Source organism: Candidatus Methylomirabilota bacterium (assembly GCA_036002485.1).
GTDB lineage: Bacteria > Methylomirabilota > Methylomirabilia > Rokubacteriales > CSP1-6 > AR37.
On sequence record DASYTI010000208.1, the window covers coordinates 1 to 24,441 of the forward strand.

Consider the following 24,441-nt stretch of genomic DNA (forward strand, 5'->3'; position numbering starts at 1 on the left):
GGAGATGGTGATGCCGGGGGACAACGTGACGATGACGATCGAGTTGATCCAGCCGGTGGCCATGGAGAAGGAGCTGCGGTTCGCGATTCGGGAGGGGGGGCGCACGGTGGGCGCCGGCGTCGTCGCGGAGATCGCGGAGTAAGAACATGGTGACGGTAAGCGCCGACCAGAAGATCCGGATCCGCCTCAAGGCCTATGACCACCATCTTCTCGATCGCTCGATGAGGGAGATCGTGGAGACCGTTCGTCGCACGGGGGCCCGGGTGACGGGCCCCGTGCTGCTCCCGACGATGATCAACCGCTGGACGGTGCTGCGCTCGCCCCACGTGGACAAGACCTCCCGCGAGCAGTTCGAGATGCGGACGCACAAGCGCCTGCTCGACATTCTCGATCCGACCCCCCAGACGGTCGACGCGCTGATGAAACTGGATCTTCCCTCCGGCGTCGACGTCGAGATCAAGCTGTGAGCGCGCTCACGAGGTCTTAGATCAGATATGGCCATGAAGGAAGGGTTGATCGGCCGGAAAAGGGGCATGACCCAGGTTTTCGGCGAGGATGGCAACGTGATCCAGGTGACCGTTGTCGAGGCGGGGCCCTGCACGGTCGTGGGGATCCGGACCACGTCCGAAGACGGCTACGATGCCCTGCAGATCGGCTTCGAGCCGGCGAGGAAGAACGTCACCAAGGCCATGGCGGGTCACTACAAGAAGGCAGGCATCGAGAAACCGATGCGCTTCCTGCGCGAGGTGCGGCTGCAGAAGACGGAAGCCCTGGCCGCCTACCAGGTCGGGCAGCAGCTGACCGTGGAGCTCTTCACTCCGGGCGAGCTGGTGGACGTGGTGGGGGTGTCCAAGGGCAAGGGCTTCCAGGGTGGCGTCAAGCGGCACAACTGGTCCGGGGGGGATCAGAGCCACGGCTCGATGTTCCATCGGGCGCCGGGCTCGATCGGCGCCTCCTCGGACCCCTCGCGCGTCTTTCCCGGCCACAAGCTGCCCGGGCGCATGGGGGGGGACCGGCGGACGGTGCTCAACCTGCCGGTGGTGCGCGTGATCCCCGAGCAGAACCTGCTCCTCGTCCGGGGCGCCGTCCCCGGTCACACCGGCTCGCTCGTGATGGTGCGCAAGAGCGTGAAGCAGACCAAAGCTCAGCAGAAAGGCAAAGGGGCCAAGTAGCATGCCGACCGTTCCCGTCCTCGACGGCAAGGGCAAGAAGCAGGAGTCGCTCGATCTCCGCGCCGACGTCTTCCCGGAGACCGTGCGCGTGCCCCTCGTCCACCAAGCGGTGGTGAAAGAGCTGGCGGCGCGCCGCGCGGGCACCCACGACACCAAGGGCCGCAGCGAGGTGTCGGGCGGCGGCCGGAAGCCGTGGAAGCAGAAGGGGACGGGCCGGGCCCGCCAGGGCTCGATCCGCGCGACCCAGTGGAAGGGCGGCGGCAAGCCATTCGGTCCCACCCCGCGCAAGTACGACAAGCGCATGCCCACCGAGATGCGGCGGGCCGCGCTCCGCGAGGCGCTCGCGGCCAAGATCGCCTCGGGCGAGGTGGCGGTGGTCGATGGACTCGGCGTCTCCGACGGCAAGACCAAGACACTCACGGGCCGACTCAAGGGCCTGGGCCTCCCGGCCGCGCCTACCCTGCTCGTGGTCTCCGAGCGCACCGAGGCGCTCGGTCGGGCCGCGCGCAATGTCTCGTGGCTCGCCGTGGAGACGTCCGCCCACGCCTCCGTCTACCAGATATTGCGCAACGAGCGCGTGGTGTTCGAGAAGGCCGCGCTCCTGTCGCTGCAGGAGGCGCTGGCATGATCCGCGATCCCCGCATGGTGCTGCTCCGGCCGCTCATGACCGAGAAGAGCATGCAGCAGAAGGAAGAGCTGAATGCCGTCACCTTCCAGGTGGCCCTCGACGCCAACAAAGTCGAGATCCGCCAGGCGGTAGAGAAGGTCTTCAACGTCAAGGTCGCCGACGTGCGGACGGCCTCGCGAGAGGGCAAGTGGAAGCGCATGGGTAAGCACGAGGGGCGCCGCCCGAACTGGAAGAAGGCCGTGGTGACGCTCCGGCCCGGACACAAGATCGAGCTGGTCGAGGGAGCCTAGAACCATGGGAATCCGGACGCTCAAGCCCACCTCGCCGGCGCGACGGTACATGACGCAGCTGACCAACGAGGAGATCACGAAGAAGACGCCGGAGAAGAGCCTGCTCAGCCCGAAGAAGCGGGGCAGCGGCCGCAACGTGTACGGGCGGATCACCGTCCGGCATCGGGGCGGCGGGGCCAAGCGGATGCTCCGCAACGTCGATTTCCGGCGCGAGAAGATCGGCATCCCGGCCGTGGTGGCGGGGATCGAGTACGATCCGGGTCGATCGGCGCGCATCGCGCTCCTGCACTACAAGGACGGCGAGAAGCGCTACATCATCGCTCCTCTCGGCCTCAAGCCGGGCGACATGGTGATGTCGGGGCCCCAGGCCGACATCCTGCCGGGCAATGCCCTGCCCATCAGAAACATCCCGCTCGGCACGCTCGTGCACAACGTCGAGCTGCAGCCGGGCAAGGGCGGACAGCTCTGCCGGAGCGCGGGCACCCTGGCCCAGCTCCTGGCCAAGGAAGGCGACCACGCCAACCTCAAGCTGCCCTCGGGCGAGGTGCGCCAGGTCAAGCTCGAGTGCATGGCCACCATTGGACAGGTCGGCAATCTCGACCACGAGAACGTGTCCGTGGGCAAGGCGGGCCGGGTGCGCTGGAAGGGGTTCAGGCCCACCGTGCGCGGCACGGTCATGAATCCTGTCGATCATCCGATGGGCGGGGGCGAGGGCAAAGGCAAGGGCAACCATCCGATGACTCCCTGGGGCAAGCCGACCAAGGGATACAAGACGCGGCGCGGCGCGCGCCCGTCCGACCGCTACATCGTGACGCGCCGGACGAAGTAGGAGCGAGGACATGGGACGCTCAACGAGCAAGGGACCGTACGTCGAGGAGAGGCTGGAGAAGCGCGTGGAGGAGCTGAATCGCCAGCGCCAGAAGAAGGTCCTCAAGACCTGGTCCCGGCGCTCCACCATCGTGCCGGAGTTCGTCGGCCACACCCTGGCCGTCCACAACGGCAGGAAGTTCATCCCCGTCTACATCACGGAGAACATGGTGGGCCACCGCCTGGGCGAGTTCGCGCTGACCCGCACCTTCAAGGCCCACGGGCAGGCCGAGAAGGCCACCATCTCCCCGACGGGAAAGTCCTGAGGACGATATGAAGACCCGCGCCACCGCGCGCTATATCCGTGTCCCCGCCTCCAAGGCCCGGCTGGTCCTCGAGCATATCCGGGGCAAGTCGGTGGGGGAGGCCCTGGCCACGCTGCAGTACACGCCGAAGGCGGCCGGCCGCCTCATCGAGAAGGTGCTGCGCTCGGCCATCGCGAACGCCGAGCACAATCACCAGGTGCGGGACGTGGATGACCTGCGGGTGACCAAGGCGGTGGCCGATGGCGGACCGTCGATGAAGCGCGTGTCGCCCCGGGCCATGGGGCGGGCCTTCTTCGTCAAGCACCGGACCAGCCATCTCACGATAGAGGTCTCCGACGAACCGGCGCGTCCCTCGCGGGACGCCCAGAGGTAGCCAATGGGGCAGAAGACTCATCCAATCGGGTTCCGGCTGGGCGCCACGCGCACGTGGAGCTCCCGGTGGTTCGCCACCAAGGGCTATGCGGGGCTGCTGCACGAGGACGTCAAGATCCGCCGCTTCATCAAGTCCTCGCTCTATCACGCGGGCATCTCGCGGATCGACATCGAGCGCTCGGCCAATCGGGCGCGGATCACCATCTTCACGGCGCGGCCGGGCATCATCATCGGCCGCAAGGGGGCCGAGGTCGAGAAGCTCAAAAACGAGATCCAGACGCGCACGGCCAAGGAGGTCTACCTCAATATCGAGGAGGTCGTGCACCCTGAGCTCGACGCCCAGCTGGTGGCGGAAAACGTGGCCCTCCAGCTCCAGAAGCGGGTGGCCTTTCGCCGGGCCATGAAGAAAGCGGTGACCTCCGCCCTGCGCCTGGGCGCGGACGGGATCAGGATCGCCTGCGCCGGGCGCCTGGGTGGCGCCGAGATCGCGCGCCGCGAGTGGTACCGCGACGGGCGGGTGCCCCTGCACACGATCCGTGCCGACATCGACTATGGCTTGGCCGAGGCGCATACGACGTATGGGGCCATTGGGGTCAAGGTCTGGATCTTCAAGGGCGAGGTGCTGCCCGCGCAGCGCGCGGCGGCCGAGGCGTAGCCAGTCATGCTGATGCCGAAGCGCGTCAAGTACCGCAAGGCCCAGCGCGGGCGCATGCGGGGCAAGGCCCAGCGGGGCGCCACCCTGGCCTTCGGCGACTTCGGGCTCAAGGCCCTCGAGCCGGGCTGGGTGACCAACCGGCAGATCGAGGCGGCGCGGGTGTCGCTGGCCCGCTCGGTGAAGCGCGGCGGCAAGATCTTCATCCGCATCTTTCCCGACAAGCCGGTGACCAAGAAGCCCGCAGAGACGCGCATGGGCAAGGGCAAGGGCAACCCCGAGTTCTGGGTGGCCGTGGTCAAGCCGGGACGCATCATGTACGAGATGGAGGGCGTGGACGAGACGACGGCGAAGGAAGGCTTCCGCCTCGCCGCCCAGAAGATCGGCATCAAGACCAAATTCGTGACCCGCACCCGGGCCCTCTAATGACGGAGCGCTTCGACGGCCATGAGGCTGACATGAACAAGTACCGATATTCGGGCGACTTCGAACCGGTGGGGGGGTCTGGGATGTCGTGTGAGGCGCAGCCGAAGGCGAGCCGAGCTAACCCTCAGTGCGACCGGCGGTCGGTCTCACCCAGGACACAATGAAGGCCGAAAGCTGGCGGGAGATGAGCGGCGAGGACCTGGAGCAGAAGGTCAAGGAGCTGACCGAGGAGCTCTTCAACCTTCGTTTCCAGCTGTCCATGGGCGTGGCCAAGAACCCCTCGCGGGTGCAGCAGGCCAAGCGAGATCTCGCGCGCGCCAAGACCGTGCAGCGCGAGCGTCAGCTCAAGAGCGCGAGCTAGGCAGAGAGGAGCCCCGTGTCGCAGATCAAGACCAAGGAAGGCGTGGTGGTGAGCGACAGGATGACGAAGACGCGCGTGGTGATGATCGAGCGTGTCTTTCGCCACCCTCGCTACGAGCGGGTCATCACCCGATCGAAGCGGCTCAAGGCCCACGACGAGACGAATGCCACCAAGATCGGTGACCGGGTCCTCATCGAGGAGACGCGACCGATGTCCAAGGAGAAGCGGTGGCGCATCCGGCAAGTCCTGAGCCGGGCCTCGTGAGGAGCGAAAGCGCGCCATGATCCAGCCGAGAAGCATGCTCGACGTCGCGGACAACTCGGGCGCCAAGAAGGCGCAGTGCATCCGCGTCATGGGCGGCTCCAACAAGCGCTACGCGTCCCTCGGCGATATCGTGATCGTGGCCGTCAAGGAGGCGGTGCCGGACGGGACGGTGAAGAAAGGTGAGGTCGCCCGCGCCGTGGTGGTGCGCACGGTCAAGGAAGTCGGCCGCAAGGACGGCTCCTATATCCGCTTCGACCGCAACGCCGTGGTCCTCCTCAAGACCGACGACAACCCCGTGGGCACTCGCATCTTCGGCCCCGTGGCCCGCGAGCTGCGCGACCGGCAGTTCACCAAGATCATCTCGCTCGCTCCTGAGGTCATTTGATGCCGGGCCGATTGACTTCGCCAGATCTATTCAGCCCTCGCCTCGCGGCAGGGCCGCTCGGCTCGAACAGCAACGTTCTCGGTCGGAGCGTCTGGCTCGCCACTCGACCCGGCATGGAACAGGGATAGGGGACACGGCCATGGCCATGGCGCACGTGCGGAAGGGCGACACGGTGGTGGTGGTGGCGGGCAAGGACCGCGGCAAGCGCGGCAAGGTCCTGCGCGTGGTGCCCGGCAAGGGCCGCGTGGTGGTGGAGAAGATCAACATGATCAAGAAGCATCAGCGCCCGACGCAGAAGCTCCGTCAGGGCGGCATCATCGAGCGGGAGGGCGCGATCCATCTGTCCAACGTGATGCTGGTGGACCCGCAGACGAGCAAGCCCACACGGGTGGGCGTGCGCGAGCTCGCCGACGGCAAGAGGGCCCGGATCGCCCGGCGGTCGGGCGAGATCATGGACAAGGTATAAGCCATGGCTGACGAGAGCAAGGCCAGCAAGCCGAAAGCCGCTCCGCAGGCGGGCAAGCCTGGACAGGGCGGCAAGCCCGCGCCGGGTGGCAAACCCCGGACGGGCAAGGGCGGGGCGCCGGCCGCCGCCCCCGCGGCTGCCCCCGCCACCCGCGCGCGAGTGACGGGCGACGTTCCCCCGCGGCTCCGCGACCGGTTCCGGACGGCAGTCATCCCGGCTCTCATGAAGGAGCGGGGGTATACCAACCCGTTCCAAGTGCCGCGCCTCGAAAAGATCGTCATCAATATGGGCGTGGGCGAGGGCAAGGAGAACCCGAAGATCCTGGATTTCGCCACGGCGGACCTGCAGGCCATCACGGGCCAGAAGCCGGTGATCACGCGAGCCAAGAAGTCGATCGCGAACTTCAAGCTCCGCGAGAACGTGCCCATCGGCTGCAAGGTGACCCTGCGCGGCGCGCGGATGTACGAGTTCCTCGACCGGCTCGTCAACGTGGCGCTGCCGCGGGTGCGCGACTTCAAGGGCGTGGCGCCCAAGGCCTTCGACGGGCGCGGGAACTACGCCCTCGGGCTCAAGGAGCAGGTCATCTTCCCGGAGATCGTCTACGACAAGGTGGACAAGGTTCGCGGCATGGACGTGGTCATCGTCACCTCGGCCGGCACGGACGAGGAGGCCAAGGCCCTCCTCGCGCACCTCGGCGTCCCCTTCAGGGAGTCCTAAGCATGGCCAAGACCGCCCTCATCATGAAGGCCGAGCGGCTGCAGAAGTCGTCGAAGTTCAAGTCGCGCGTCTACAGCCGATGCAAGCTGTGCGGGCGGCCGCGCGGCTTTCTCAGGAAGTTCCAGCTATGCCGGATCTGCTTCCGGGAGCTTGCCCTCAAGGGCGAGGTGCCGGGCGTGATCAAGGCGAGCTGGTAAGGGGCGGGCGACCATGTCGATGAGCGATCCCATCGCCGACCTCCTGACGCGCATCCGCAACGCGAGCCGCGCCGAGCACGAGAAGGTGGACATCCCGTCCTCCAAGCTCAAGGTGCGGCTGGCCGAGATCCTCAAGGACGAGGGCTTCATCAAGAACTACCGGCTCATCGAGGACAAGAAGCAGGGAATGCTTCGCGTCTATCTCAAGTACGGCGCGGGGAACGAGAGGATCATCTCGGGCCTGGTCCGGGTGTCGAAGCCGGGGCGGCGGGTGTACGTGGGCAAGGACAAGATCCCCACCATCCTCGGCGGCATGGGCGTGGTGATCCTGTCCACCTCCCGCGGGGTGATGACGGACCGCGACGTGCGAAAGCAGAAGCTGGGCGGGGAAGTCCTCGCCTACGTGTGGTAGCGACAGGAGCGCACGCCATGTCTCGAATCGGCAAGAAGCCCATCCCCGTCCCCCAGGGCGTCAAGGTCGCCGTGGACGGCCAGACCGTCAAGGCGGAGGGGCCCAAGGGCAAGCTCAGCCAGACGGTGCACGACGCGCTCTCCGTGTCGCTGGACGAGAACGTGCTGACGGTGGGACGGAGCTCCGACCAGCGGCAGGTCCGCGCCCTGCACGGACTGATGCGCTCGCTGCTCGCCAACATGGTTCACGGCGTCAAGGACGGCTTCGAGCGCAAGCTCGAGATCGTGGGCATCGGCTACCGCTGCCAGCTGCAGGGCAAGAACCTGCAGCTCGGCCTCGGCTACTCGCACCCGATCATCTTCCCGCTCCCCGACGGCGTCCAGGCGGAGGTGGAGCGGCAGGTGTCCATCACCCTCAAGGGTGCCGACAAGGCGCTGGTCGGCCAGACGGCGGCCAAGCTGCGCGCCCTGCGGAAGCCGGACCCCTACAAGGGCAAGGGCATCAAGTACGCTGATGAATACATCCGGAGAAAAGTCGGCAAGAAGGCGGGGGCGAAGTGATGCGGAGCGAGGCCAAGGTCGAGGGGCGGAAGGTCCGGCACCTGCGGGTGCGCACCAAGGTCAAGGGCACCCCGGAGCGGCCGCGGCTGGCCGTGTTCCGGAGCCTCAACCACATCTACGCGCAGGTCGTGGACGACACGAGCGGACGCACCCTCGTCTCCGTGGACAGTCGCTCGCCCGATTTCCGGGGCAAGTCGAAGTCCGGCGGCAACGTGGCGGCGGCCAAGATCGTCGGCGAGCTCGTCGCGCAAAAGGCCAAGCAGAGCGGCATCGGCCAGGTCGTGTTCGACCGCGGGGGCTATCAGTACCACGGGCGCGTCAAGGCGCTGGCCGAGGCGGCCCGCGCGGGCGGCCTGGCCTTCTAGGAGCACGAGAGTGTGGCACTTCGAGGTGAGCGCCGAAAGCGCGAGCCGAGGGCTGAGCGTCTTTCGAGGTGAGACGGGGCCGACGAGCCGCAGGCGAGGAGCCCGGCGAGCCGAGAGCTGAATGGATAGCGAGGACCAAACTGGGTTTCGAGCCGAGACGCTGCCGAGGAGCCGTAGGCGACGAGAGCGGCGAGGCGAGTACCAAACAAGGAGACGTGAGTGGCTGAGGCGAAGATAGACGCAAGCGCGCTGGACCTGACGGACCGGGTGGTCGCCATCAACCGGGTCGCCAAGGTGGTCAAGGGCGGCCGGCGATTCTCCTTCACGGCGCTGGTCGTGGTGGGGGACGGGCGGGGACACGTGGGAGTGGGGCTGGGCAAGGCCCGCGAGGTGCCCGAGGCCATCCGGAAGTCGGTCGAGCACGCCAAGAAAGATTTGATCCTCGTGCCCCTCAAGGACACCACGATCCCGTGCGAGATCACGGGCCACTTCGGCGCGGCGCGCGTCTTCCTTCGCCCCGCCTCGCAGGGCACGGGCGTCATTGCGGGCGGGGCTGTGCGCCCCGTGCTCGAAGCGGCCGGGGTCCAGGACATCCTGACCAAGACGCTCGGCACCAACAATCCCCACAATGTCCTCAAGGCCACCATCGACGCGTTCCGCCGCCTCAAGCGGCTGCAGGGGACGTACAACGCGCGGCGCAAGTCGAGTGATGCCGATGGGCCGGAGGCTTCCGGTGGCTAAGGCCCTCAAGATCACGCTGGTCCAGAGCATCATCGGGATGTCTCCCACTCAGGAGGCGACGGTGAAGGCGCTGGGGTTGCGTCACATCCGCCAGACCGTCGAGCACGATGACACGCCGACCATTCGGGGGATGATCGCGGCCGTGCCTTTCTGCCTCAAGGTGGAGACGGCGAGCGCGGGCGAGCCGAGCGAAGCCGGAAAGCCCCCGAAGGCGGGGGCTGGTTCCCGGAGCAAGAAATGAGACTCGAAGATCTACGTCCGGCGAAAGGCTCGACCAAGAAGCGCAAGCGGCTGGGCCGGGGCCCATCATCCGGCACCGGCAAGACGTCCGGCAAGGGCCACAAGGGTCTGAATGCCCGCTCGGGCGGAGGCTCGCGCCCCGGCTTCGAGGGCGGTCAGATGCCGCTCTACCGGCGTCTGCCCAAGCGCGGATTTCTCCCGTATGGCGGCAAGACCGAGTACGCCGTGGTCAACGTGAAGGATCTCTCCGCCCGCTTCGCGGCGGGCAGCGTGGTCGACCCCGACGGGCTCGTCCAGGCCGGGCTCATCAAGAGATCCTCGCGGGGCGCCGTCAAGGTGCTGGGGGATGGGGCGGTCGACCACGCCCTCACCGTCAAGGTCCACCGCATCAGCGAATCGGCGAAGCAGAAGCTCGAGGCGGCGGGCGGGCGGATCGAGGTCCTGGCCACCAGGCCGGAGGTGCCTGCCAAATGATGGAAGGACTGCTGAGCTTCCAGAACATCTTCAAGATCCCGGAGCTCAAGCGCCGGGTCCTGGTGACCCTGGGGCTCCTGGCCGCCTATCGCCTGGGCGCCCACGTGCCCACGCCGGGCATCGATGCCACCGCCCTCGCCGAGTTCTTCAATCAGGTGCAGGGCACCCTGCTCGGGATGGTCGATCTCTTCTCCGGCGGCAACCTGCGGCGCCTGACCGTCTTCGCCCTCGGCATCATGCCGTATATCTCGGCCTCGATCATCCTCCAGCTCCTGACCGTGGTCATTCCGGCCCTGGAGCGGCTGGCCAAGGAGGGGGAGGCGGGCAAGAAGAAGATCACCCAGTACACCCGCTACGGCACCATCGTCCTCTCGCTCGTGCAGTCCTTCGGCATCGCCGTCGGCCTCGAGGGCATGCGGAGCACGAGCGGCGCCGTGCTCGTCCCCGACCCGGGATGGGGCTTCCTGCTGCTTACCATGCTGACCCTCACCACGGGCACCGCGATCATCATGTGGCTGGGCGAGCAGATCTCCGAGAAGGGCATCGGCAACGGCATCTCACTGATCATCTTCGCGGGCATCGTGGTCCGCCTGCCCTCGGCGGTGGTCTCGTCCTATACCTTGATCGCCACCGGCGAGCTCAAGCTGTTCGTCTTCATCGGGCTCATCCTCATGATGGTGGCCGTGACTGCGGCGGTCATCGTGATGCAGGAAGGGCAGCGCAAGATCCCCGTCCAGTACGCCAAGCGCATGGTGGGGCGTCGGATGTACGGCGGACAGTCCACGCACATCCCGCTGCGCATCAATACGGCCGGGGTCATTCCCGTCATCTTCGCCTCGTCGCTCATCCTGTTCCCGGCCACCCTGACCCGCTTCATCCAGCACCCGTGGATGCAGGCCATCTCCGAGGCGCTCTCCCCCGGGCACGCCATGTACACGGCGCTCTACTGCGCCCTCATCATCTTCTTCACGTACTTCTACACGGCCATCGTGTTCAATCCCATCGACCTCGCGGACAACATGAAGAAGTACGGCGGCTTCATTCCCGGGGTGCGCCCGGGCAAGAAGACGGCGGAGTACATCGACCGCACCCTGACCCGGATCACCCTGCCCGGCGCGATCTTCCTGGCCCTGATCTCCGTGCTGCCCGACTTCCTCATCCAGTGGTTCAACACCCCGTTCTACTTCGGGGGAACGAGCCTCCTGATCGTGGTCGGGGTGGCCCTGGACACCGTGCGCCAGATGGAGTCGCACCTGCTCATGCGGAACTACGAAGGCTTCCTCCGCAAGAAGGCGCGGGCGCAGGCGTGAGTCTCCGGGTCATCTTCCTCGGACCGCCCGGCGCGGGCAAGGGCACCCAGGCGCGAGAGCTCGCGGCTTCATTCAGCGTGCCCCATATCGCCACGGGCGACATGCTGCGCGAGTCCGTGGCGGCCAAGACCCCCCTCGGGCTCGAGGCCAAGCGATACATGGACTCGGGCGGCCTCGTCCCCGACGACGTGGTGATCGGGCTCGTGGGCGAGCGTCTCGAGCGGCCCGATGCCAAGGCCGGCTGCGTGCTCGACGGCTTTCCGCGCACGGTGGCCCAGGCCCAGGCCCTCGATACCCTCTTCGCGCGAAAGGGCCTCACCGTCGACCGGGTCATCTACTTCAACGTGTCGCGGCCCGAGCTGCTGCGGCGCCTGACCGGCCGGCGGGTGTGCCGCGTCTGTGGCCACACCTATCATCTCGTCTCGGCGCCGCCAAAGGTGGCCGGGAAGTGCGACGTGTGCGGCGGCGAGCTCTACCAGCGCCCGGACGACAGCGAGGAGACGGTGGTCACGCGCCTGGACGTCTACGAGAAGCAGACGGCCCCCCTGCTGGACTACTACCGCGAGCGCAAGCTCCTGATCGAGGTCTCGGGCGAGGGCCCCGTGGACGAGGTGGCCCGCGCCATCCGCAAGGCCGTGGGCCAGCCGGTGACGCGATGATCCTGCTCAAGTCGCCGCGGGAGCTCGAGCACATGCGCGCGGCCGGCCGTATCCTGGCCGAGGTCAAGACGCTGCTCCGCGCGATCGTGAAGGCGGGGGTGTCGACGAAGGAGATCGACGACAAGGTCGAGGCCTTCATCCTCTCCAGGGGCGCCCAGTCGGCCTTCAAGGGCTACCGCGGCTACCCGGCCACGGTGTGCACCTCGATCAACGAGGAAGTGGTCCACGGCATCCCGTCGCCCAAGCGCAAGCTCAAGGAGGGCAACATCATCGGCCTCGACCTTGGCTGCATCGTCGAGGGCTACTACGCAGACTGCGCGATCTCCCTGGCCGTGGGGCCGGTGGCTCCCCGGGTCCAGGAGCTCCTGGACGTCACGCGCGAGAGCCTCGACAAGGCCATCGTGCAGTGCCGCGTGGGCAACCGGATCGGCGACATCTCGCACGCCGTGCAGAGCCACTGCGAGAGCCATGGCTTCGGCGTGGTGCGCGCCTTCGTGGGGCACGGGATCGGCCGAGCGTTGCACGAGGAGCCCCAGGTGCCGAATTTCGGAGAGGCCGGGCGGGGACAGGCCCTCAAGGCCGGCATGGTGCTGGCCATCGAGCCCATGGTGACCATGGGGTCGTGGGAGGTTCGGGTGCTCGAGGACCGCTGGACGGCGGTGACGGCCGACGGAAGCCTGGCCGCGCACTTCGAGGACACCATCGCCATCACCGACGACGGCCCCGACATTCTCACGAGAATCGCGGCCTAGCATGCCAAAAGAAGACGCGATCGAGGTCGAGGGCACGGTGGTGGAGCCGCTCCCCAACGCGATGTTCCGCGTGGAGCTCGAGAACGGCCACAAGGTGCTGGCCCACGTCTCGGGGAAGATGCGCATGAACTTCATCCGGATCCTGCCCGGCGACAAGGTCAAAGTGGAGCTGTCACCGTATGACCTGACGCGCGGCCGGATCACGTACCGATTCAAGTGAGGCGTCCATGAAAGTCCGACCGTCCATCAAGGTACGGTGCGAGCACTGCAAGATCGTGCGGCGCAGCGGCGTCGTCCGGATCATCTGCAAGAACCCGCGCCACAAACAGCGTCAGGGTTGAGAGAGGAGCATTGCGTATGGCACGTATAGCCGGAGTCGACCTGCCGCGGGACAAGCGCGGCCAGATCGCGATCCAGTACATCTACGGCATCGGCATCCCCTCGGCCAAGAAAGTGATGGCGGACGCGCGGGTGGACCCCGACAAGCGCGTCAAGGCCTGGTCCGACGAGGAGACGGCCCGCGTCCGCGACATCATCGAGCGCGAGTTCAAGGTCGAGGGCGACCTGCGGCGCGAGGTGTCCATGAGCGTGAAGCGCCTCATGGACATCGGCTGCTACCGCGGCATCCGGCATCGCAAGGGTCTGCCCGTGCGCGGGCAGCGCACCCACACCAACGCCCGCACCCGCAAGGGCAAGAGCAAGGGCGTCATGGTCAAGAAGAAGCCGGTGGCCGCCTCACCCGCGGCCTCGCCGCCGCCGCCGAAGAAGTAGGGAGCCGACGACATGGCAGACGAAGCGGTCGAGAAGACAGCCGAGAAGGACGAGGCCAAGGCCCCGGCGGCGCCGCGCAAGGGCGGGCGCAAGCGCGAGCGCAAGGAGGTCCGGGTGGGGATCGCGCACGTCCAGGCCACGTTCAACAACACGATCGTGACCCTCACGGACAAGATGGGCAACGTGGTCTCCTGGGCCAGCGCGGGCAGCGTGGGGTTCAAGGGCTCGCGGAAGAGCACGCCCTTCGCCGCCCAGACGGCGGCGGAGAACGCCGCCCGCAAGGCCATGGATCTCGGGCTCAAGCAGGTGGAGGTGTTCGTGCGGGGTCCGGGGTCCGGCCGCGAGGCCGCCATCCGGTCGCTCCAGGCCGTGGGCCTCGAGATCACCGCCATTCGTGACGTGACGCCGATCCCGCACAACGGGTGCCGTCCGCCCAAGCGGCGACGGGTGTAGGGGAGGAGGCCCCAGTGGCGCGATATCGAGCTGCAGCCTGCCGGCAGTGCCGGCGCGAGGGCATCAAGCTGTTCCTGAAGGGGGCGCGCTGCTTCACGGAGAAGTGCGCGATCGAGCGCCGGAACTACCCGCCGGGGCAGCACGGGCTCTCCCGGACGAAGGCCACGAACTACGGCATCCAGCTGCGCGAGAAGCAGAAGGCCAAGCGCATCTACGGGGTCCTGGAGACTCAGTTCCGCCGCTACTTCGCCATGGCGGAGCGAGAGCGTGGCGTGACGGGCGAGAACCTGCTCAAGCTGCTCGAGCGACGGCTGGACAACGTGGTCTTCCGACTGGGCATGGCCGCCTCCCGCCGCGAGGCCCGGCAGATGGTGGGGCACGGGCACATCCAGGTCAACGGACACAAGGTGTCGATACCCTCGTACATCGTCAAGGTGGGCGAGGTGGTGCAGCTCCGGCCGACCTCCAAGATGCAGGAGCGCGTGGTCGACAATCTCGGGGCCGGCCGCGGGGCGGTGCCCGCGTGGCTCGAGGTAGACGTGAACGAGAAGAAAGGCACCGTGCGCGGGTTGCCCATCCGGGAGGACATCCAGATCCCGGTGCAGGAGCAGCTGATCGTCGAGCTGTTCTCGAAGTAAGACCGCGAGCGCGCGGAAGAAGGGAACGTATGGCACGGATTCCATTTCAGAAGCCGAAGACGATCGAGTGGGAGATCCTGTCGGACCGCTACGGCCGGCTGGTGGCCGAGCCCTTCGAGAAGGGATATGCCCTGACCGTCGGCAACTCTCTGCGGCGCACGCTGCTCAGCATCATTCCGGGCGCGGCGGTGACCTGGGCGCGCATCAAGGGCGTCCGGGACGCCGACACGCCGCTCCCCGGTGTCCCCGAGACTACCCAGGACGTGCTCCTCAACCTGAAGAAGCTCGCCGTCAATGTCCCATCGGGCGAGCCCATGGAGACGCGGCTCGAGGCCACGGGACCCAAGGCCGTCACGGGGGCGGACGTGTCCGAGGCCACGGGCGTCGAGGTTCTGAATCCGGAGCTCGGGATCGCCACCCTCGAGGCGGGGGCGACGCTCGTGATCGACCTCGGTATCGGCATCGGCCGCGGCTACGTGTCGGCCGACCGGCATCCGGCGGGCACCGTGCCGGCCGGGGCCATCGCGCTCGACGCGGCCTTCTCCCCCATCCAGCGCGTCTCGTACAATGTCGAGCCCGCGCGGCTCGGCAAGGTCACGGACTACGAGAAGCTCACCCTCGAGGTGTGGACGAACGGCGCCGTGTCGCCGGATGAGGCCCTGACGCGGGCCGCCGCGCACATGCGCGACCAGTTCACGCTCCTGGCCCCCGAAGGCGGCGAGGAGGAGGAAGAGGAGGCGGAGGCCGCGGGCGAGGGCTTTCTCCACGAGAGCCTCGGCAAGTCGCTCGACGACCTGCCTCTGCCCGCGCGGGCCATCAATGCCCTCAAGAGCGCCGAGATGCAGGTGGTGGCGGATCTCGTTCAGAAGACCGACGAGGATCTCGAGCAGGTGAAGAACCTTGGCGACAAGTCCATCGAAGAGATCAAGGCCGTTCTGGCCGCCATGGGCCTCTCCCTCGGCATGCGGATCGACCCCAACCTCCTGGGGGCCCTCGGGCGCGGAGGGGTGAAATGAGGCATGGCAAGGCGGGGTTCAAGCTCGGGCGGGTCACCCCGCACCGCTGGGCGCTCTTCCGGAACCTTCTCGTGGCCCTCTTCCGCCATGAGCGGATCATGACCACGGAGGCCAAGGCCAAGGCCATCCGGGGGCTCGCGGACCAGATGGTCACGCTGGCCAAGCGCGACAATCTCCACGCGCGCCGGCAGGTGCTCGCCATGGTGCCCGATACCGAAGTCGTGAAGAAGCTCTTCGACGCCATCGCGGCGCGCTTCGGGGACCGCCACGGCGGTTACACGCGGATCCTCAGAGCGGGCACCCGGCCAGGCGACCGTGCTCCCATGGTCGTCCTCGAGCTCGTGGACCGTCCCGAGGTGCCCAAGGAGAAGTCCAAGGCGGACGCCAAGGCCGAGAGGAAGCCCAAGGCCGAGAAGGGCGACAAGGGCGAAGCCTCGGCCCCGGCCCAGAAGGGCCGCCGGAAGAAGGCCGCGGCCGCCGCAGGTTAATTATCGAAGGGGGCCTCGGCGGCCCCCTTCGAGAGTTTACTTCAGGTGGGTCTTGAAGAAGTCGGTGGTGCGCTTCCAGGCGTCGTCGGCATCGGCCTTGTGGTAGGCGGCCTGGTTCTCGTCGTTGAAGAAGGCGTGGTCCCGGCCGGGGTAGATCTTGATCTCGACCTGCTTGCCCGCCTTCTTGATGGCCGCCTCCACCCCGCGCGCGACCTCGGGGCTCACGAAGCCGTCCTTCTCGCCGAAGAGCCCGAGGACGGGACCCGAGAGCTTCGAATAGTCCGGCTTGACGTTCGGGTGTATGCCGTAGAAATTCACCACGGCCCCGATGGAGGGATTGGTGCAGCCCGCGAAGAGGGCGAGCTGGCCGCCCATGCAGAAGCCCACCGCGCCGAGCTTGGCCGTGGAGGAATGTCCCGTCAGGTACTTGGCGGCGCCCCGCAGGTCCTTCTCGGCCTGCTCGATGTTCAGGGCCATGAAGAGCTTGCCCGCGCCGTCCGGCTCGCTCGCCGTCTTGCCGTGGTACATGTCGGGGGCCAGGGCCGAGAAGCCCGCGGCCGCGAACCGGTCGCACACGGCCTTGATGTGCCCCACCAGTCCCCACCACTCCTGGATCACGAGGACGCCCGGGCCCTTGCCGCTCGCCGGCGTGGCGAGGTAGCCGTCCGTGGTGTGCCCGTTGCTCGGAAACTGGACCATCTTTCCTGCCATGGCGAAGGCCTCCTGCGGTTGGAAGGTTTGTCTCTCAGCCGGCCTGGCCCGCCGGCGGCGTGATGCGCACGGTGCGCACGCGGCGTTCGTCCGCCTCGAGCACGGTGAAGGTGTATCCGGACACCTGGAACTCCTCGCCCACGAGCGGGATGCGGTGCACGGTGGCCAGGGCGAGGCCGGCCACCGTCTCGTAGTCGCCCCGGGGCAGGCTCCAGTCGAGCGCATCGTTGAGCTCCTCGATCCGCTCCCGACCCGACACGCGATAGCTGCCGTCGGGCAGCCGCTCGACCATGGCGGGGGTGCGGTCGTGCTCGTCGCGGATCTCGCCCACGATCTGCTCCACGATGTCCTCGATGGTGACGATGCCCACCGCCGCTCCGTACTCGTCCACCACGACCTCGAGCTGGACGCGCGCCTTCTGCATCTCGGTCAGGAGCTCATCGATCCGCTTGGTCTCCGGCGCGTAGGTGGCCGGGCGCATCAGGGTCTTGAGGTCGGGGGCGTCCGCCCCGCGCCGGAGCAGATCCATGGCCGTGACCACGCCCACCAGGTTGAGCTCGCGGTCGGCGAAGACGGGAATGCGGGAGAAGCCGCGCTCCTGCATGAGACGGATGGCCTCGTCCGGGGTGGCCGTCTCCGGGAGCGCGGCCACGTCCACGAGCGGCACCATGATCTCCCGCACGGCCGTGTCGCCGAGCTCGAAGATCTTGTCGATCATCTCGGCCTCGGAGGAGGTGACGTCGGCCTCCTCCGGCTCCAGCTGCAGCAGGAGCTTGAGCTCCTCGCGTGAGACGAATTGCCGCGTGGTCGGCGTGCGGAGCCCCACGGCGTGGAGGAATCCGCCCACCAGCGTCCTCGCTCCCCAGGTCAGCGGGGCCAGGATCACGGCCATCAGCTCGAGGAGCCGGAACAGGCGGCGGATCAGGGCGGTGGCCCGCTCCCGGGCCGCCGTCTTCGGGATGACCTCGCCGAAGATCAGCATGATGGGGGCCAGCCCGATGGTGGCGACAATGGGTGACCAACCGCCCGCGGTCGGGATCAGGGCCCAGGTCAGGAACGTCGTGGCCACGATGTGGGCCACGGTGACGCCCATCATGGCCGTGGCGAGCATGCGCTCGGGATGGCGGAACGCTTCGAGGTAGCGCACGGCGACGGCGTCGCCGCTCTCTGCGAGATGGCGTAGGCGCACCCGATCCGCCGCGAGGAAAGCCATCTCCGCCGCGGAGAGCAGGGCGGTGACGAACACGGCGAGGACGATGGCCCAGACATAGATCATGCCGCGCGGCTCCCGCTCGCCCCGCCGGAGCGCAGGTGGAGGAGCACCTCGACGACCCGCGTGCGCTGGACCTTCTCGACGGCCACGCTGACCTCGTTGGTCTGCGCCTTCTCGCCCTTGTGGGGGACACGCCCGAAGAGATCGAGCACCCAGCCGCCCACCGTGTCGAAGGCGTCGTTGGGAAGGCTCAGCCCAGTGGCGGCATTGAGCTCCTCGATGGAGAGCTTGCCCGAGACACGGTACGTCGTGGCATCCAGCTTCTGGATGAGGCGCTCTTCCTCGTCGAACTCGTCGCGGATCTCGCCCACCAGCTCCTCGAGCAGGTCCTCGAGCGTGACCAGACCCGCGGTGCCGCCGTACTCGTCCACCACGATGGCGAGATGGAGCTTCTTGGCCTGGAACTCGCGCAGGAGGGCGTCGGCCCGCTTGGACTCGGGCACGAAGTAGGGCGGATGCAGGCGCGCCCGGAGGTCGAAGTCCCGGGGCAGGCCGCGGAGGTGGGGTAGGAGATCCTTCGTGTAGAGGACTCCCACGATCTGATCGACCGTCTCGTCGAAGACGGGCACCCTCGAGTGGACGTGCTCGCGCAGCAGGGGCAGGAGCTCGGAGGGCGGAGTGGCCAGGTCCAGGCAGAACATGTCCGGCCGCGGCACCATGACCTCGCGGACCAGAGTGTCCTCGAGCTCGAAGACCTTGTGGATCATCTCGCGCTCGGTGCGATCCACCACGCCTTCGCGCGCGCCCACGTCCACGAGGGTGCGCAGCTCTTCCTCGGAGATCTCGGGCTCTCCCCGCTTCCTTTCCGAGCCCACGAGGCGCAGGGTGAGCGCGGTCACCCCGCTGAGCACCATGCGGACGGGCGAGAGCAGGACGGACAGCCAGGCTACCGGCCGATTGACCCAGGTCGAGTAGCGCTCCGGGTGCTCGACGGCCAGGGTCATGGGCAGCACTTCGCCGAAGACGACGAGGAGCACGATCATGGTGACGATGGCGATGGGCAGGCCCGCGGCGCCGAAGAGCTTGGCCGCGATGAACTCCGCCAGCGCCGAGGCCCCGATGTTGACGAGAGTGATGCCGACGAGCAGGGTGACGAGCAGGTCGTGCGGGCGCGTGAGGAGCGGCTTGAGCGCTCCCTCGTCCGCGGCCTGCGCCTCGGCGAGGCGCTTGAGCCGCGCCCGCCCCAGGGAGAAATAGGCCGCCTCCGCGCCCGTGAGGAGCGCCGAGAGCAGCACCAGGGTGCCGAGGATCAGAAGCTCGAGGAGGCTCAGGCTACTCACGGAAGTGCTCGTAGCCATGCGGCATGGTCGCGGGCTGTCCCGCGCCGTCCACGAACGCGATCCCCGCCTTCAGCCCCTCGATCTCACCGATGACGGTGAGGGCGGCGCCCGTGGCCCGCCGCAGCCCGTGAGCGAGGACCTCGACCGAGGCGGGATCGCACGTCACGAGCAGCTCATAGTCCTCGCCGCCCGCGATGGCCCACACGAGGGCATCGGCCCCGAGATCCCGCGCGATCTCACGAGCATGTCCATCCACCGGTACGCGATCGAGGGCCACGCGGGCCCCCACCCCGCTCTCCCGGCAGATGTGCCCGAGATCCGCGCTGAGCCCGTCGGAGAGATCCATCATGGCGTGGACGCCTGCGGCGGCTCCGAGCCATCGCCCCTCGGACACCCGCGCCGTCGGTCGTAGATGGGCGAGAGCGCACGCCTCGGCGGCGGGGCTCTGCCGGCTCCGCCCGGCCTCGAGGGCGGCGAGTCCCGCGGCCGCGCGGCCGAGGGTTCCCGTGACGGCGATCAGATCACCGGGCTTGGCGGCGGAGCGAAGATGCGGCATGCCCTCGTGCTCGCCCAGCAAGGTGACGTTGACGAACCAGCCCCCGGGAGAGACCGAGGTGTCGCCGCCCACCACGACCACGCCGTGCGGAGCGGCGGCCTGCCGCATGCCGTCGTAGAGCGCCGCGACGTCGGCAGGATTCGCCGGCGCGGGCAGGGCCAGCCCGACCAGCGCCCAGCGCGGGCGGCCGCCCTTGGCGGCGATGTCGGACAGATTCACGGCCATGGCCTTCCACCCGATATCGACGAGCGTCGCCCAGGCGAGACGGAAGTGGACGCCCTCGATCAGGAGATCGGTCGTAGCGAGCAGCCGGGTCTTGAGCGTCGGCTCCAGCACCGCGGTGTCGTCCCCGATGCCCATGATCACGCCGGTCGCCTCGCCAGGCGCCATGGCGCTCCGGATGAGACGGATCAGCTCCAGCTCCGTCGCCGGGGAAGGATCAGATGGGGTCGCACCTGGCGGGGATGGGCGGGGCAACGAGGAACTTGGAGGTTCGGCGTTGCCCATCAGGCCGCGGCCGCCGTGCGCGGCCGCCCGAGGAAATTGCGCAGGAGCGCCTTGCCCTGGCCCGTCAGGATGGACTCCGGGTGGAACTGGACGCCCTCGACGGGGAGATGGCGATGGCGCAGGCCCATGATCTCGCCGTCCTCGGCTCTCGCGGAGACCTCGAGGACGGGCGGGAGACCCTGGTCGAGCACCACCAGGGAGTGGTAGCGCGTGGCATCGAAGTCCTGCTCGAGCCCCGTGAAGACCCCGCAGCCATCGTGGTGGATGCGGGAGGTCTTGCCGTGCATCTGCTTGCGCGCGCGCGCGACGGTGCCCCCGAACGCCTGGCCGATGGCCTGGTGCCCGAGACAGACGCCGAGAATCGGCGTGGTCGCGTGGAAGCGTCGGATCAGACCGAGCGAGATGCCCGCGCCGTCCGGATTGCCCGGCCCCGGGGAGATGACGATGCGCTCGGGCTTGAGTCGCTCCACCTCGTCGAGCGTGATCTTGTTGTTGCGCGCTACGTGCATGTGGGCACCCAGCTCGCCCATGTACTGCACGAGGTTGTAGGTGAACGAGTCGTAGTTGTCCAGCACGAGAATCATGGATTTACCGGATCCCGGGGGGGAGCGCCGGCTGCCGCTCCTCGGGTTTCGCTCGCCTCGGAACTGGCGGGGCCCAGCCCACCGAAGTTCCTCGGCTCGCCCTGCGCCCCGGGCCCCCCACCAGCTCTCGCAATCTCACCGGGCTTCTCCTTACCGGATCCGGGGGGGAGCGCCAGCTGCCGCTCCTCCCCCGGGCCCCCCCACCAGCTCTTGTAAGCTCACCGGGCTTCTCCTTGCCGGGGTGTCGTGTCTTGCCGCCCGCCGCTCTGCTGTGACATGCGGAGGGCGAGGATCATGCCGCGCGCCTTGGAGCAGGTCTCGAGCCACTCGGTCTTCGGGTCGGAGTCGGCCACGATGCCCGCGCCCACCTGGATGGAGGCGCGGCCCCCGTGGCAGACCACCGTGCGGATGGTGATGCACGAGTCCAGAGTGCCCGCGTAGGAGATGTATCCGACCGCTCCTCCATAGGGGCCGCGGCGCGTGGGCTCGAGCTCCTCGATGATCTCCATGGCGCGGATCTTCGGGGCGCCCGTCAGGGTGCCCGCGGGGAAGCACGCCTCGAGCACGTGGAAGGCATCGCGCCCTTCGTCGAGCTGGCCGCGCACGTGGCTGACCAGGTGCATGACGTGGGAGTAGCGCTCCACCACCATGAACTCGGAGACCTCGACGCTGCCGAGCTTGCTCACCCGCCCCACGTCGTTACGCCCGAGATCCACGAGCATCACGTGCTCGGCGCGCTCCTTGGGATCGGCCGCCATCTCGGCGGCCAGGCGCGCGTCGTCCTCCTCGGTCCGCCCGCGCGGGTGCGTGCCCGCGATGGGCCGCTCCTCGACGCGCCCGTCTTCCAATCGCACCAGGACCTCGGGCGAGGAGCCGACGATGCTCGTCTTGCCCAGGCGCAGGAAGAAGAGATACGGGGAGGGGTTGATGGTCCGGAGGGCACGGTAGACCGTGAAGGGGTCCGCGCGGAGCTCGGTGTCGAGACGACGGGCGACCACGATCTGGTAGGCGTCGCCCGCGGCGATGTACTCCTTCGCCTCGCGCACGCGCTCCATGTAGGTCGGCTCGTCCATGGTCGATGTGAAGCCGTCTTCGGCCATGGCGAGCAAGGGCTCGACCGAGGTGAACGTGAGCGGCGCCGGCGGCCGGGCGGGGCGTCCCAGCTTGGCCATCAGCATGCCGATCTTGACCGCCGCCTCGTCGTAGGCGCGGTCCAGGGCGGCGGGATCGCGCCCGGTGATATGGGCGTTGGCGATGAGGAGCAGTCGATGGCGCAGGTTGTCGAAGACGAGCAGGCTGTCCGTGAACATGAACACGGCGTCCGGGAGCTTGAGGTCGTCCTTGGCCCGGCGCGGCAGCTCCTCGACGTGACGGACCATGTCGTAGGAGATATAGCCCACCGCTCCGCCCTGGAAGCGCGGCAAGCCGGGGACGGTCACCGGCTGGTAGCGCGCGAGGAGTCCCCGCAGAGCCTCGAAGGGGCTCCGCGCCTTGATGGTCTCGACGCGGCCGTCGGCGTGGCGCACCGAGAGGCGATTGCCCTTGGCCGTGAAGACCATGGACGGCTCGGATCCCAGGAAGGAATAGCGCGCCCACTTCTCACCGCCCTCGACCGACTCGAGCAGGAAGGCATAGGGCCCGGGACGCAGGCGCAGGAAGGCCGAGAGCGGCGTGTCCAGATCCGCCGCCACCTCCGCGTAGACGGGCACGAGGTTGCCGCCGGCGGCCAACCGGCGGAACTCCTCGCGCGACGGAGAGAGCGGGGGCAGCGCGTGCCCCACCGTGGTCATGGCGTCCCGGCTAGGCGAGCGAGTCCAGCTTCTTCTTGAGCTGGGATTTCGGCACGGCCCCGATGACCTGGTCCACCACCTTGCCTTCCTTCATGAAAAGAATGGTAGGAATGGAGCGGATGCCATAGCGCGCGGCCAGGGCAGGGCTGTCGTCCACGTTCACCTTGGCGAGGCTGACCGTGCCCTGGGAGTCCGTGGCCAGCTCTTCCAGAGTGGGGGCGATGGCGCGGCAGGGCGCGCACCACTCCGCCCAGAAATCCACCATGAGGAGTTCCTTGTGCTTGCCAACCTCGGCGTCGAAGCTTGCCTCGTCCAGATGCAGGGGCGTGTCGGCCATTTCTCTCAAGTCTCCTTTAGTGGGACTTCCTGCGAGCGCGGGCGCCATCGAGATAGCGGACCATCCAGTCGCGCGCCAGGTCCTTGCAGCCGAGACCGAAGGCCAGGGCCAGACCTAGACAGATGCTGCCCAGGACGATGACGAAGGCCCAGCGGACCAGCTCGGGGGCTATGCCGAGCTCCTCGAGGGTGACGGCCACCGTGAACGCGACGACGGCATAGCGCGTCATCGCCGCGAGCACGTCGGTCTCGGCGAGCCCGGCATTGGCGGCCGCTGTCCTCACGCCTCCTGCTAAGACATTGGCCACGAAGAGTCCCAGGATCAGCGCCACGACGGCGGCGATCACCTTGGGGACATAGAGGACGACGTGGTTCAAGAGCTCGGACACTGGGCTCAGACCCAGGACTGAGGCGGCCGCCAGGAGCACCGCCAACCCCACCAACCACTGGGCCATGATGGCCACGAGCTCAGCCGGGCTCTGGCGGATATCTGCTTTGACCAGGACCTCGTCGATTCCCGCCCTTTCCGAGGCCATGTCGAGACGGATGACCAGGAGAAGGCGGAACACCAATAGGCGCGCGAACTTAGCGAGTAGCCACCCTACGGCGACGATGACGATGGCGGCCACCAGGCTGGGAAAGTAGGCGACCATCTGGGCGGCGAAGGCTCGGCCTGGCTCGAGGATGGCGGCTTGCAGGTCCATAAAAACGCAGGCCTACGCTAGCATACCCCCCCGGGCATCGCAAGGCGGCCCCGGAGCGGATTCTCTTGACACTTTCCCGGTCCACCTGTGATTCTGAAACTCCCAAGGTTCCAGTAAGTTGCAGCGCATGATAGGCCTGGGTCGGGGGCCTTCCGGGGCGGGCTAGCCGATGTCGATCACCCTATTGAAGGGGCGAGGAGCTCAATGGCCAAGGTCATGGTGGTCGACGACGCCTACTCGGAGCTCAAGTTCATGGAAGGCATCCTCAAGTCCGCCGGCCTCGACGTCGTGACGAGCCTGGACGGCGACAAGCTCGAGGACAAGATGGTCACGGAGCGCCCGGACCTGCTGCTCCTCGACATCGTCATGCCCAACCGCAACGGCTACGAGCTTCTCCGCAGCATCAAGCGTGACGCGCGCACGCGGCACACGCCCGTGGTGCTGGTCAGCTCGAAGAACCAGGATAGCGATCGCGTGTGGGGGAAGCGACAGGGCGCCGACGAATATCTCGGCAAGCCTTTCACCGCCGAGCAGCTCGTCACCATGGTCAGGCAGTTCGTCAAGTGAGCGCGCGGGTCGGCGCGCCACGATGACCACGCAACCCGCCGCAGCGCCTCGGGCAGTCCAGCAAGCCCGCGCGTGCCTGGTCAAGCTGGGGAGCATCCTGTACGCCGTGGAGGTGCGGTACGCGCGAGAGGTGGTGGTCTTCGACGAGTACACCCAGGTGCCCCTGGCGCCTCCGCACCTGATCGGCGTGG

At 67.9% G+C, this 24,441-nt stretch carries 40 protein-coding genes and 1 pseudogene; 33 read left to right on the forward strand and 8 right to left on the reverse strand.

Going from position 1 to position 24,441, the window contains the following annotated elements; genetic code table 11:
- The 32 genes and pseudogenes from VGT00_18435 to rplQ all read left to right on the forward strand — a co-directional run.
- Window positions 1-142 (forward strand): elongation factor Tu (locus VGT00_18435; protein HEV8533408.1); only part of this gene is annotated, 142 nt, incomplete at its 5' end.
- Between the two features lie 4 nt (window positions 143-146).
- Window positions 147-467 carry a 30S ribosomal protein S10 gene (gene rpsJ, locus VGT00_18440; protein ID HEV8533409.1) on the forward strand — a complete coding sequence of 107 codons (321 nt, stop codon included), beginning with the start codon at window positions 147-149 and terminating at the stop codon, window positions 465-467.
- A gap of 33 nt (window positions 468-500) precedes the next feature.
- On the forward strand, window positions 501-1,172 hold the full coding sequence (gene rplC, locus VGT00_18445; protein ID HEV8533410.1) for a 50S ribosomal protein L3: 672 nt from the start codon (window positions 501-503) through the stop codon (window positions 1,170-1,172).
- A gap of 1 nt (window position 1,173) precedes the next feature.
- The gene (gene rplD, locus VGT00_18450) at window positions 1,174-1,800 is read left to right on the forward strand and encodes a 50S ribosomal protein L4 (GenBank protein HEV8533411.1); all 627 of its coding nucleotides are present in this window, start codon (window positions 1,174-1,176) and stop codon (window positions 1,798-1,800) included.
- On the forward strand, window positions 1,797-2,090 hold the full coding sequence (gene rplW, locus VGT00_18455; protein ID HEV8533412.1) for a 50S ribosomal protein L23: 294 nt from the start codon (window positions 1,797-1,799) through the stop codon (window positions 2,088-2,090). The genes rplD and rplW overlap by 4 nt, the downstream gene beginning before the upstream one ends.
- A 4-nt stretch (window positions 2,091-2,094) precedes the next feature.
- Entirely contained in the window at window positions 2,095-2,919 is an 825-nt protein-coding gene (gene rplB, locus VGT00_18460; GenBank protein HEV8533413.1) for a 50S ribosomal protein L2, read from the forward strand.
- A 10-nt stretch (window positions 2,920-2,929) separates the two neighbouring features.
- The gene (rpsS, locus tag VGT00_18465) at window positions 2,930-3,223 is read left to right on the forward strand and encodes a 30S ribosomal protein S19 (protein HEV8533414.1); all 294 of its coding nucleotides are present in this window, start codon (window positions 2,930-2,932) and stop codon (window positions 3,221-3,223) included.
- Between the two features lie 7 nt (window positions 3,224-3,230).
- Window positions 3,231-3,596, forward strand: coding sequence for a 50S ribosomal protein L22 (rplV, locus tag VGT00_18470; GenBank protein HEV8533415.1), 366 nt, complete (start codon window positions 3,231-3,233; stop codon window positions 3,594-3,596).
- Window positions 3,597-3,599: 3 nt separating this feature from the next.
- The gene (rpsC, locus tag VGT00_18475) at window positions 3,600-4,250 is read left to right on the forward strand and encodes a 30S ribosomal protein S3 (GenBank protein ID HEV8533416.1); all 651 of its coding nucleotides are present in this window, start codon (window positions 3,600-3,602) and stop codon (window positions 4,248-4,250) included.
- Between the two features lie 6 nt (window positions 4,251-4,256).
- Complete coding sequence (gene rplP, locus VGT00_18480; protein HEV8533417.1) at window positions 4,257-4,673, forward strand: 50S ribosomal protein L16; 417 nt, start codon at window positions 4,257-4,259, stop codon at window positions 4,671-4,673.
- Window positions 4,674-4,833: 160 nt separating this feature from the next.
- Entirely contained in the window at window positions 4,834-5,034 is a 201-nt protein-coding gene (gene rpmC, locus VGT00_18485; GenBank protein HEV8533418.1) for a 50S ribosomal protein L29, read from the forward strand.
- A 15-nt stretch (window positions 5,035-5,049) separates the two neighbouring features.
- Complete coding sequence (gene rpsQ, locus VGT00_18490; protein HEV8533419.1) at window positions 5,050-5,298, forward strand: 30S ribosomal protein S17; 249 nt, start codon at window positions 5,050-5,052, stop codon at window positions 5,296-5,298.
- 16 nt (window positions 5,299-5,314) lie between these two features.
- On the forward strand, window positions 5,315-5,683 hold the full coding sequence (rplN, locus tag VGT00_18495) for a 50S ribosomal protein L14 (protein ID HEV8533420.1): 369 nt from the start codon (window positions 5,315-5,317) through the stop codon (window positions 5,681-5,683).
- A gap of 139 nt (window positions 5,684-5,822) precedes the next feature.
- Complete coding sequence (gene rplX, locus VGT00_18500) at window positions 5,823-6,149, forward strand: 50S ribosomal protein L24 (GenBank protein ID HEV8533421.1); 327 nt, start codon at window positions 5,823-5,825, stop codon at window positions 6,147-6,149.
- Window positions 6,150-6,308: 159 nt separating this feature from the next.
- Window positions 6,309-6,866, forward strand: coding sequence for a 50S ribosomal protein L5 (rplE, locus tag VGT00_18505; GenBank protein HEV8533422.1), 558 nt, complete (start codon window positions 6,309-6,311; stop codon window positions 6,864-6,866).
- 2 nt (window positions 6,867-6,868) lie between these two features.
- Window positions 6,869-7,063 carry a type Z 30S ribosomal protein S14 gene (locus tag VGT00_18510; protein HEV8533423.1) on the forward strand — a complete coding sequence of 65 codons (195 nt, stop codon included), beginning with the start codon at window positions 6,869-6,871 and terminating at the stop codon, window positions 7,061-7,063.
- 13 nt (window positions 7,064-7,076) lie between these two features.
- Window positions 7,077-7,475 (forward strand): 30S ribosomal protein S8, encoded by a 399-nt coding sequence (gene rpsH, locus VGT00_18515; GenBank protein ID HEV8533424.1) that lies wholly within the window; start codon window positions 7,077-7,079, stop codon window positions 7,473-7,475.
- Window positions 7,476-7,492: 17 nt separating this feature from the next.
- Window positions 7,493-8,035 carry a 50S ribosomal protein L6 gene (gene rplF, locus VGT00_18520; protein HEV8533425.1) on the forward strand — a complete coding sequence of 181 codons (543 nt, stop codon included), beginning with the start codon at window positions 7,493-7,495 and terminating at the stop codon, window positions 8,033-8,035.
- Entirely contained in the window at window positions 8,032-8,400 is a 369-nt protein-coding gene (rplR, locus tag VGT00_18525; protein ID HEV8533426.1) for a 50S ribosomal protein L18, read from the forward strand. Before rplF ends, rplR begins: the two co-directional genes overlap by 4 nt.
- A 219-nt stretch (window positions 8,401-8,619) precedes the next feature.
- Window positions 8,620-9,141 carry a 30S ribosomal protein S5 gene (rpsE, locus tag VGT00_18530; GenBank protein ID HEV8533427.1) on the forward strand — a complete coding sequence of 174 codons (522 nt, stop codon included), beginning with the start codon at window positions 8,620-8,622 and terminating at the stop codon, window positions 9,139-9,141.
- A pseudogene (rpmD, locus tag VGT00_18535) lies at window positions 9,134-9,307 on the forward strand (50S ribosomal protein L30). The gene rpsE and the pseudogene rpmD overlap by 8 nt, the downstream one beginning before the upstream one ends.
- 71 nt (window positions 9,308-9,378) lie before the next feature.
- Window positions 9,379-9,855: a 50S ribosomal protein L15 gene (rplO, locus tag VGT00_18540; GenBank protein ID HEV8533428.1), complete on the forward strand. Its 477-nt coding sequence runs from the start codon at window positions 9,379-9,381 to the stop codon at window positions 9,853-9,855.
- Window positions 9,852-11,165, forward strand: coding sequence for a preprotein translocase subunit SecY (gene secY, locus VGT00_18545; protein HEV8533429.1), 1,314 nt, complete (start codon window positions 9,852-9,854; stop codon window positions 11,163-11,165). Before rplO ends, secY begins: the two co-directional genes overlap by 4 nt.
- Window positions 11,162-11,824, forward strand: coding sequence for an adenylate kinase (locus tag VGT00_18550; GenBank protein ID HEV8533430.1), 663 nt, complete (start codon window positions 11,162-11,164; stop codon window positions 11,822-11,824). Before secY ends, VGT00_18550 begins: the two co-directional genes overlap by 4 nt.
- Window positions 11,821-12,576 carry a type I methionyl aminopeptidase gene (map, locus tag VGT00_18555; GenBank protein HEV8533431.1) on the forward strand — a complete coding sequence of 252 codons (756 nt, stop codon included), beginning with the start codon at window positions 11,821-11,823 and terminating at the stop codon, window positions 12,574-12,576. Before VGT00_18550 ends, map begins: the two co-directional genes overlap by 4 nt.
- 1 nt (window position 12,577) lies before the next feature.
- Window positions 12,578-12,796, forward strand: a complete 219-nt coding sequence (gene infA, locus VGT00_18560; protein ID HEV8533432.1) for a translation initiation factor IF-1 — start codon at window positions 12,578-12,580, stop codon at window positions 12,794-12,796.
- A 7-nt stretch (window positions 12,797-12,803) separates the two neighbouring features.
- On the forward strand, window positions 12,804-12,917 hold the full coding sequence (gene rpmJ / locus VGT00_18565; GenBank protein HEV8533433.1) for a 50S ribosomal protein L36: 114 nt from the start codon (window positions 12,804-12,806) through the stop codon (window positions 12,915-12,917).
- 16 nt (window positions 12,918-12,933) lie between these two features.
- Window positions 12,934-13,347: a 30S ribosomal protein S13 gene (gene rpsM, locus VGT00_18570; protein HEV8533434.1), complete on the forward strand. Its 414-nt coding sequence runs from the start codon at window positions 12,934-12,936 to the stop codon at window positions 13,345-13,347.
- Between the two features lie 12 nt (window positions 13,348-13,359).
- On the forward strand, window positions 13,360-13,800 hold the full coding sequence (rpsK, locus tag VGT00_18575; GenBank protein ID HEV8533435.1) for a 30S ribosomal protein S11: 441 nt from the start codon (window positions 13,360-13,362) through the stop codon (window positions 13,798-13,800).
- A gap of 14 nt (window positions 13,801-13,814) precedes the next feature.
- Entirely contained in the window at window positions 13,815-14,438 is a 624-nt protein-coding gene (rpsD, locus tag VGT00_18580; GenBank protein HEV8533436.1) for a 30S ribosomal protein S4, read from the forward strand.
- A gap of 29 nt (window positions 14,439-14,467) precedes the next feature.
- On the forward strand, window positions 14,468-15,454 hold the full coding sequence (locus tag VGT00_18585; protein HEV8533437.1) for a DNA-directed RNA polymerase subunit alpha: 987 nt from the start codon (window positions 14,468-14,470) through the stop codon (window positions 15,452-15,454).
- Window positions 15,451-15,942 carry a 50S ribosomal protein L17 gene (gene rplQ, locus VGT00_18590; GenBank protein ID HEV8533438.1) on the forward strand — a complete coding sequence of 164 codons (492 nt, stop codon included), beginning with the start codon at window positions 15,451-15,453 and terminating at the stop codon, window positions 15,940-15,942. The genes VGT00_18585 and rplQ overlap by 4 nt, the downstream gene beginning before the upstream one ends.
- 36 nt (window positions 15,943-15,978) lie before the next feature.
- On the opposite strand, the gene VGT00_18595 is transcribed toward rplQ, so the two are convergent.
- From VGT00_18595 to VGT00_18630, 8 genes are all read right to left on the reverse strand, one after another.
- Complete coding sequence (locus VGT00_18595; protein HEV8533439.1) at window positions 15,979-16,653, reverse strand: dienelactone hydrolase family protein; 675 nt, start codon at window positions 16,651-16,653, stop codon at window positions 15,979-15,981.
- 34 nt (window positions 16,654-16,687) lie between these two features.
- Window positions 16,688-17,929 carry a hemolysin family protein gene (locus VGT00_18600; GenBank protein HEV8533440.1) on the reverse strand — a complete coding sequence of 414 codons (1,242 nt, stop codon included), beginning with the start codon at window positions 17,927-17,929 and terminating at the stop codon, window positions 16,688-16,690.
- The gene (locus VGT00_18605) at window positions 17,926-19,206 is read right to left on the reverse strand and encodes a hemolysin family protein (protein HEV8533441.1); all 1,281 of its coding nucleotides are present in this window, start codon (window positions 19,204-19,206) and stop codon (window positions 17,926-17,928) included. The genes VGT00_18600 and VGT00_18605 overlap by 4 nt, the downstream gene beginning before the upstream one ends.
- The gene (thiL, locus tag VGT00_18610; protein ID HEV8533442.1) at window positions 19,199-20,269 is read right to left on the reverse strand and encodes a thiamine-phosphate kinase; all 1,071 of its coding nucleotides are present in this window, start codon (window positions 20,267-20,269) and stop codon (window positions 19,199-19,201) included. The genes VGT00_18605 and thiL overlap by 8 nt, the downstream gene beginning before the upstream one ends.
- Entirely contained in the window at window positions 20,269-20,853 is a 585-nt protein-coding gene (locus VGT00_18615) for an aminodeoxychorismate/anthranilate synthase component II (protein ID HEV8533443.1), read from the reverse strand. The genes thiL and VGT00_18615 overlap by 1 nt, the downstream gene beginning before the upstream one ends.
- A gap of 218 nt (window positions 20,854-21,071) precedes the next feature.
- Window positions 21,072-22,643, reverse strand: coding sequence for an anthranilate synthase component I (gene trpE / locus VGT00_18620; protein HEV8533444.1), 1,572 nt, complete (start codon window positions 22,641-22,643; stop codon window positions 21,072-21,074).
- Between the two features lie 10 nt (window positions 22,644-22,653).
- Window positions 22,654-22,980 (reverse strand): thioredoxin, encoded by a 327-nt coding sequence (gene trxA, locus VGT00_18625; GenBank protein ID HEV8533445.1) that lies wholly within the window; start codon window positions 22,978-22,980, stop codon window positions 22,654-22,656.
- Between the two features lie 16 nt (window positions 22,981-22,996).
- On the reverse strand, window positions 22,997-23,683 hold the full coding sequence (locus VGT00_18630; protein ID HEV8533446.1) for a hypothetical protein: 687 nt from the start codon (window positions 23,681-23,683) through the stop codon (window positions 22,997-22,999).
- 204 nt (window positions 23,684-23,887) lie between these two features.
- Here VGT00_18630 and VGT00_18635 point away from each other — a divergent pair, with 204 nt between their 5' ends.
- On the forward strand, window positions 23,888-24,250 hold the full coding sequence (locus VGT00_18635; GenBank protein ID HEV8533447.1) for a response regulator: 363 nt from the start codon (window positions 23,888-23,890) through the stop codon (window positions 24,248-24,250).
- Window positions 24,251-24,441 lie beyond the last annotated feature (191 nt).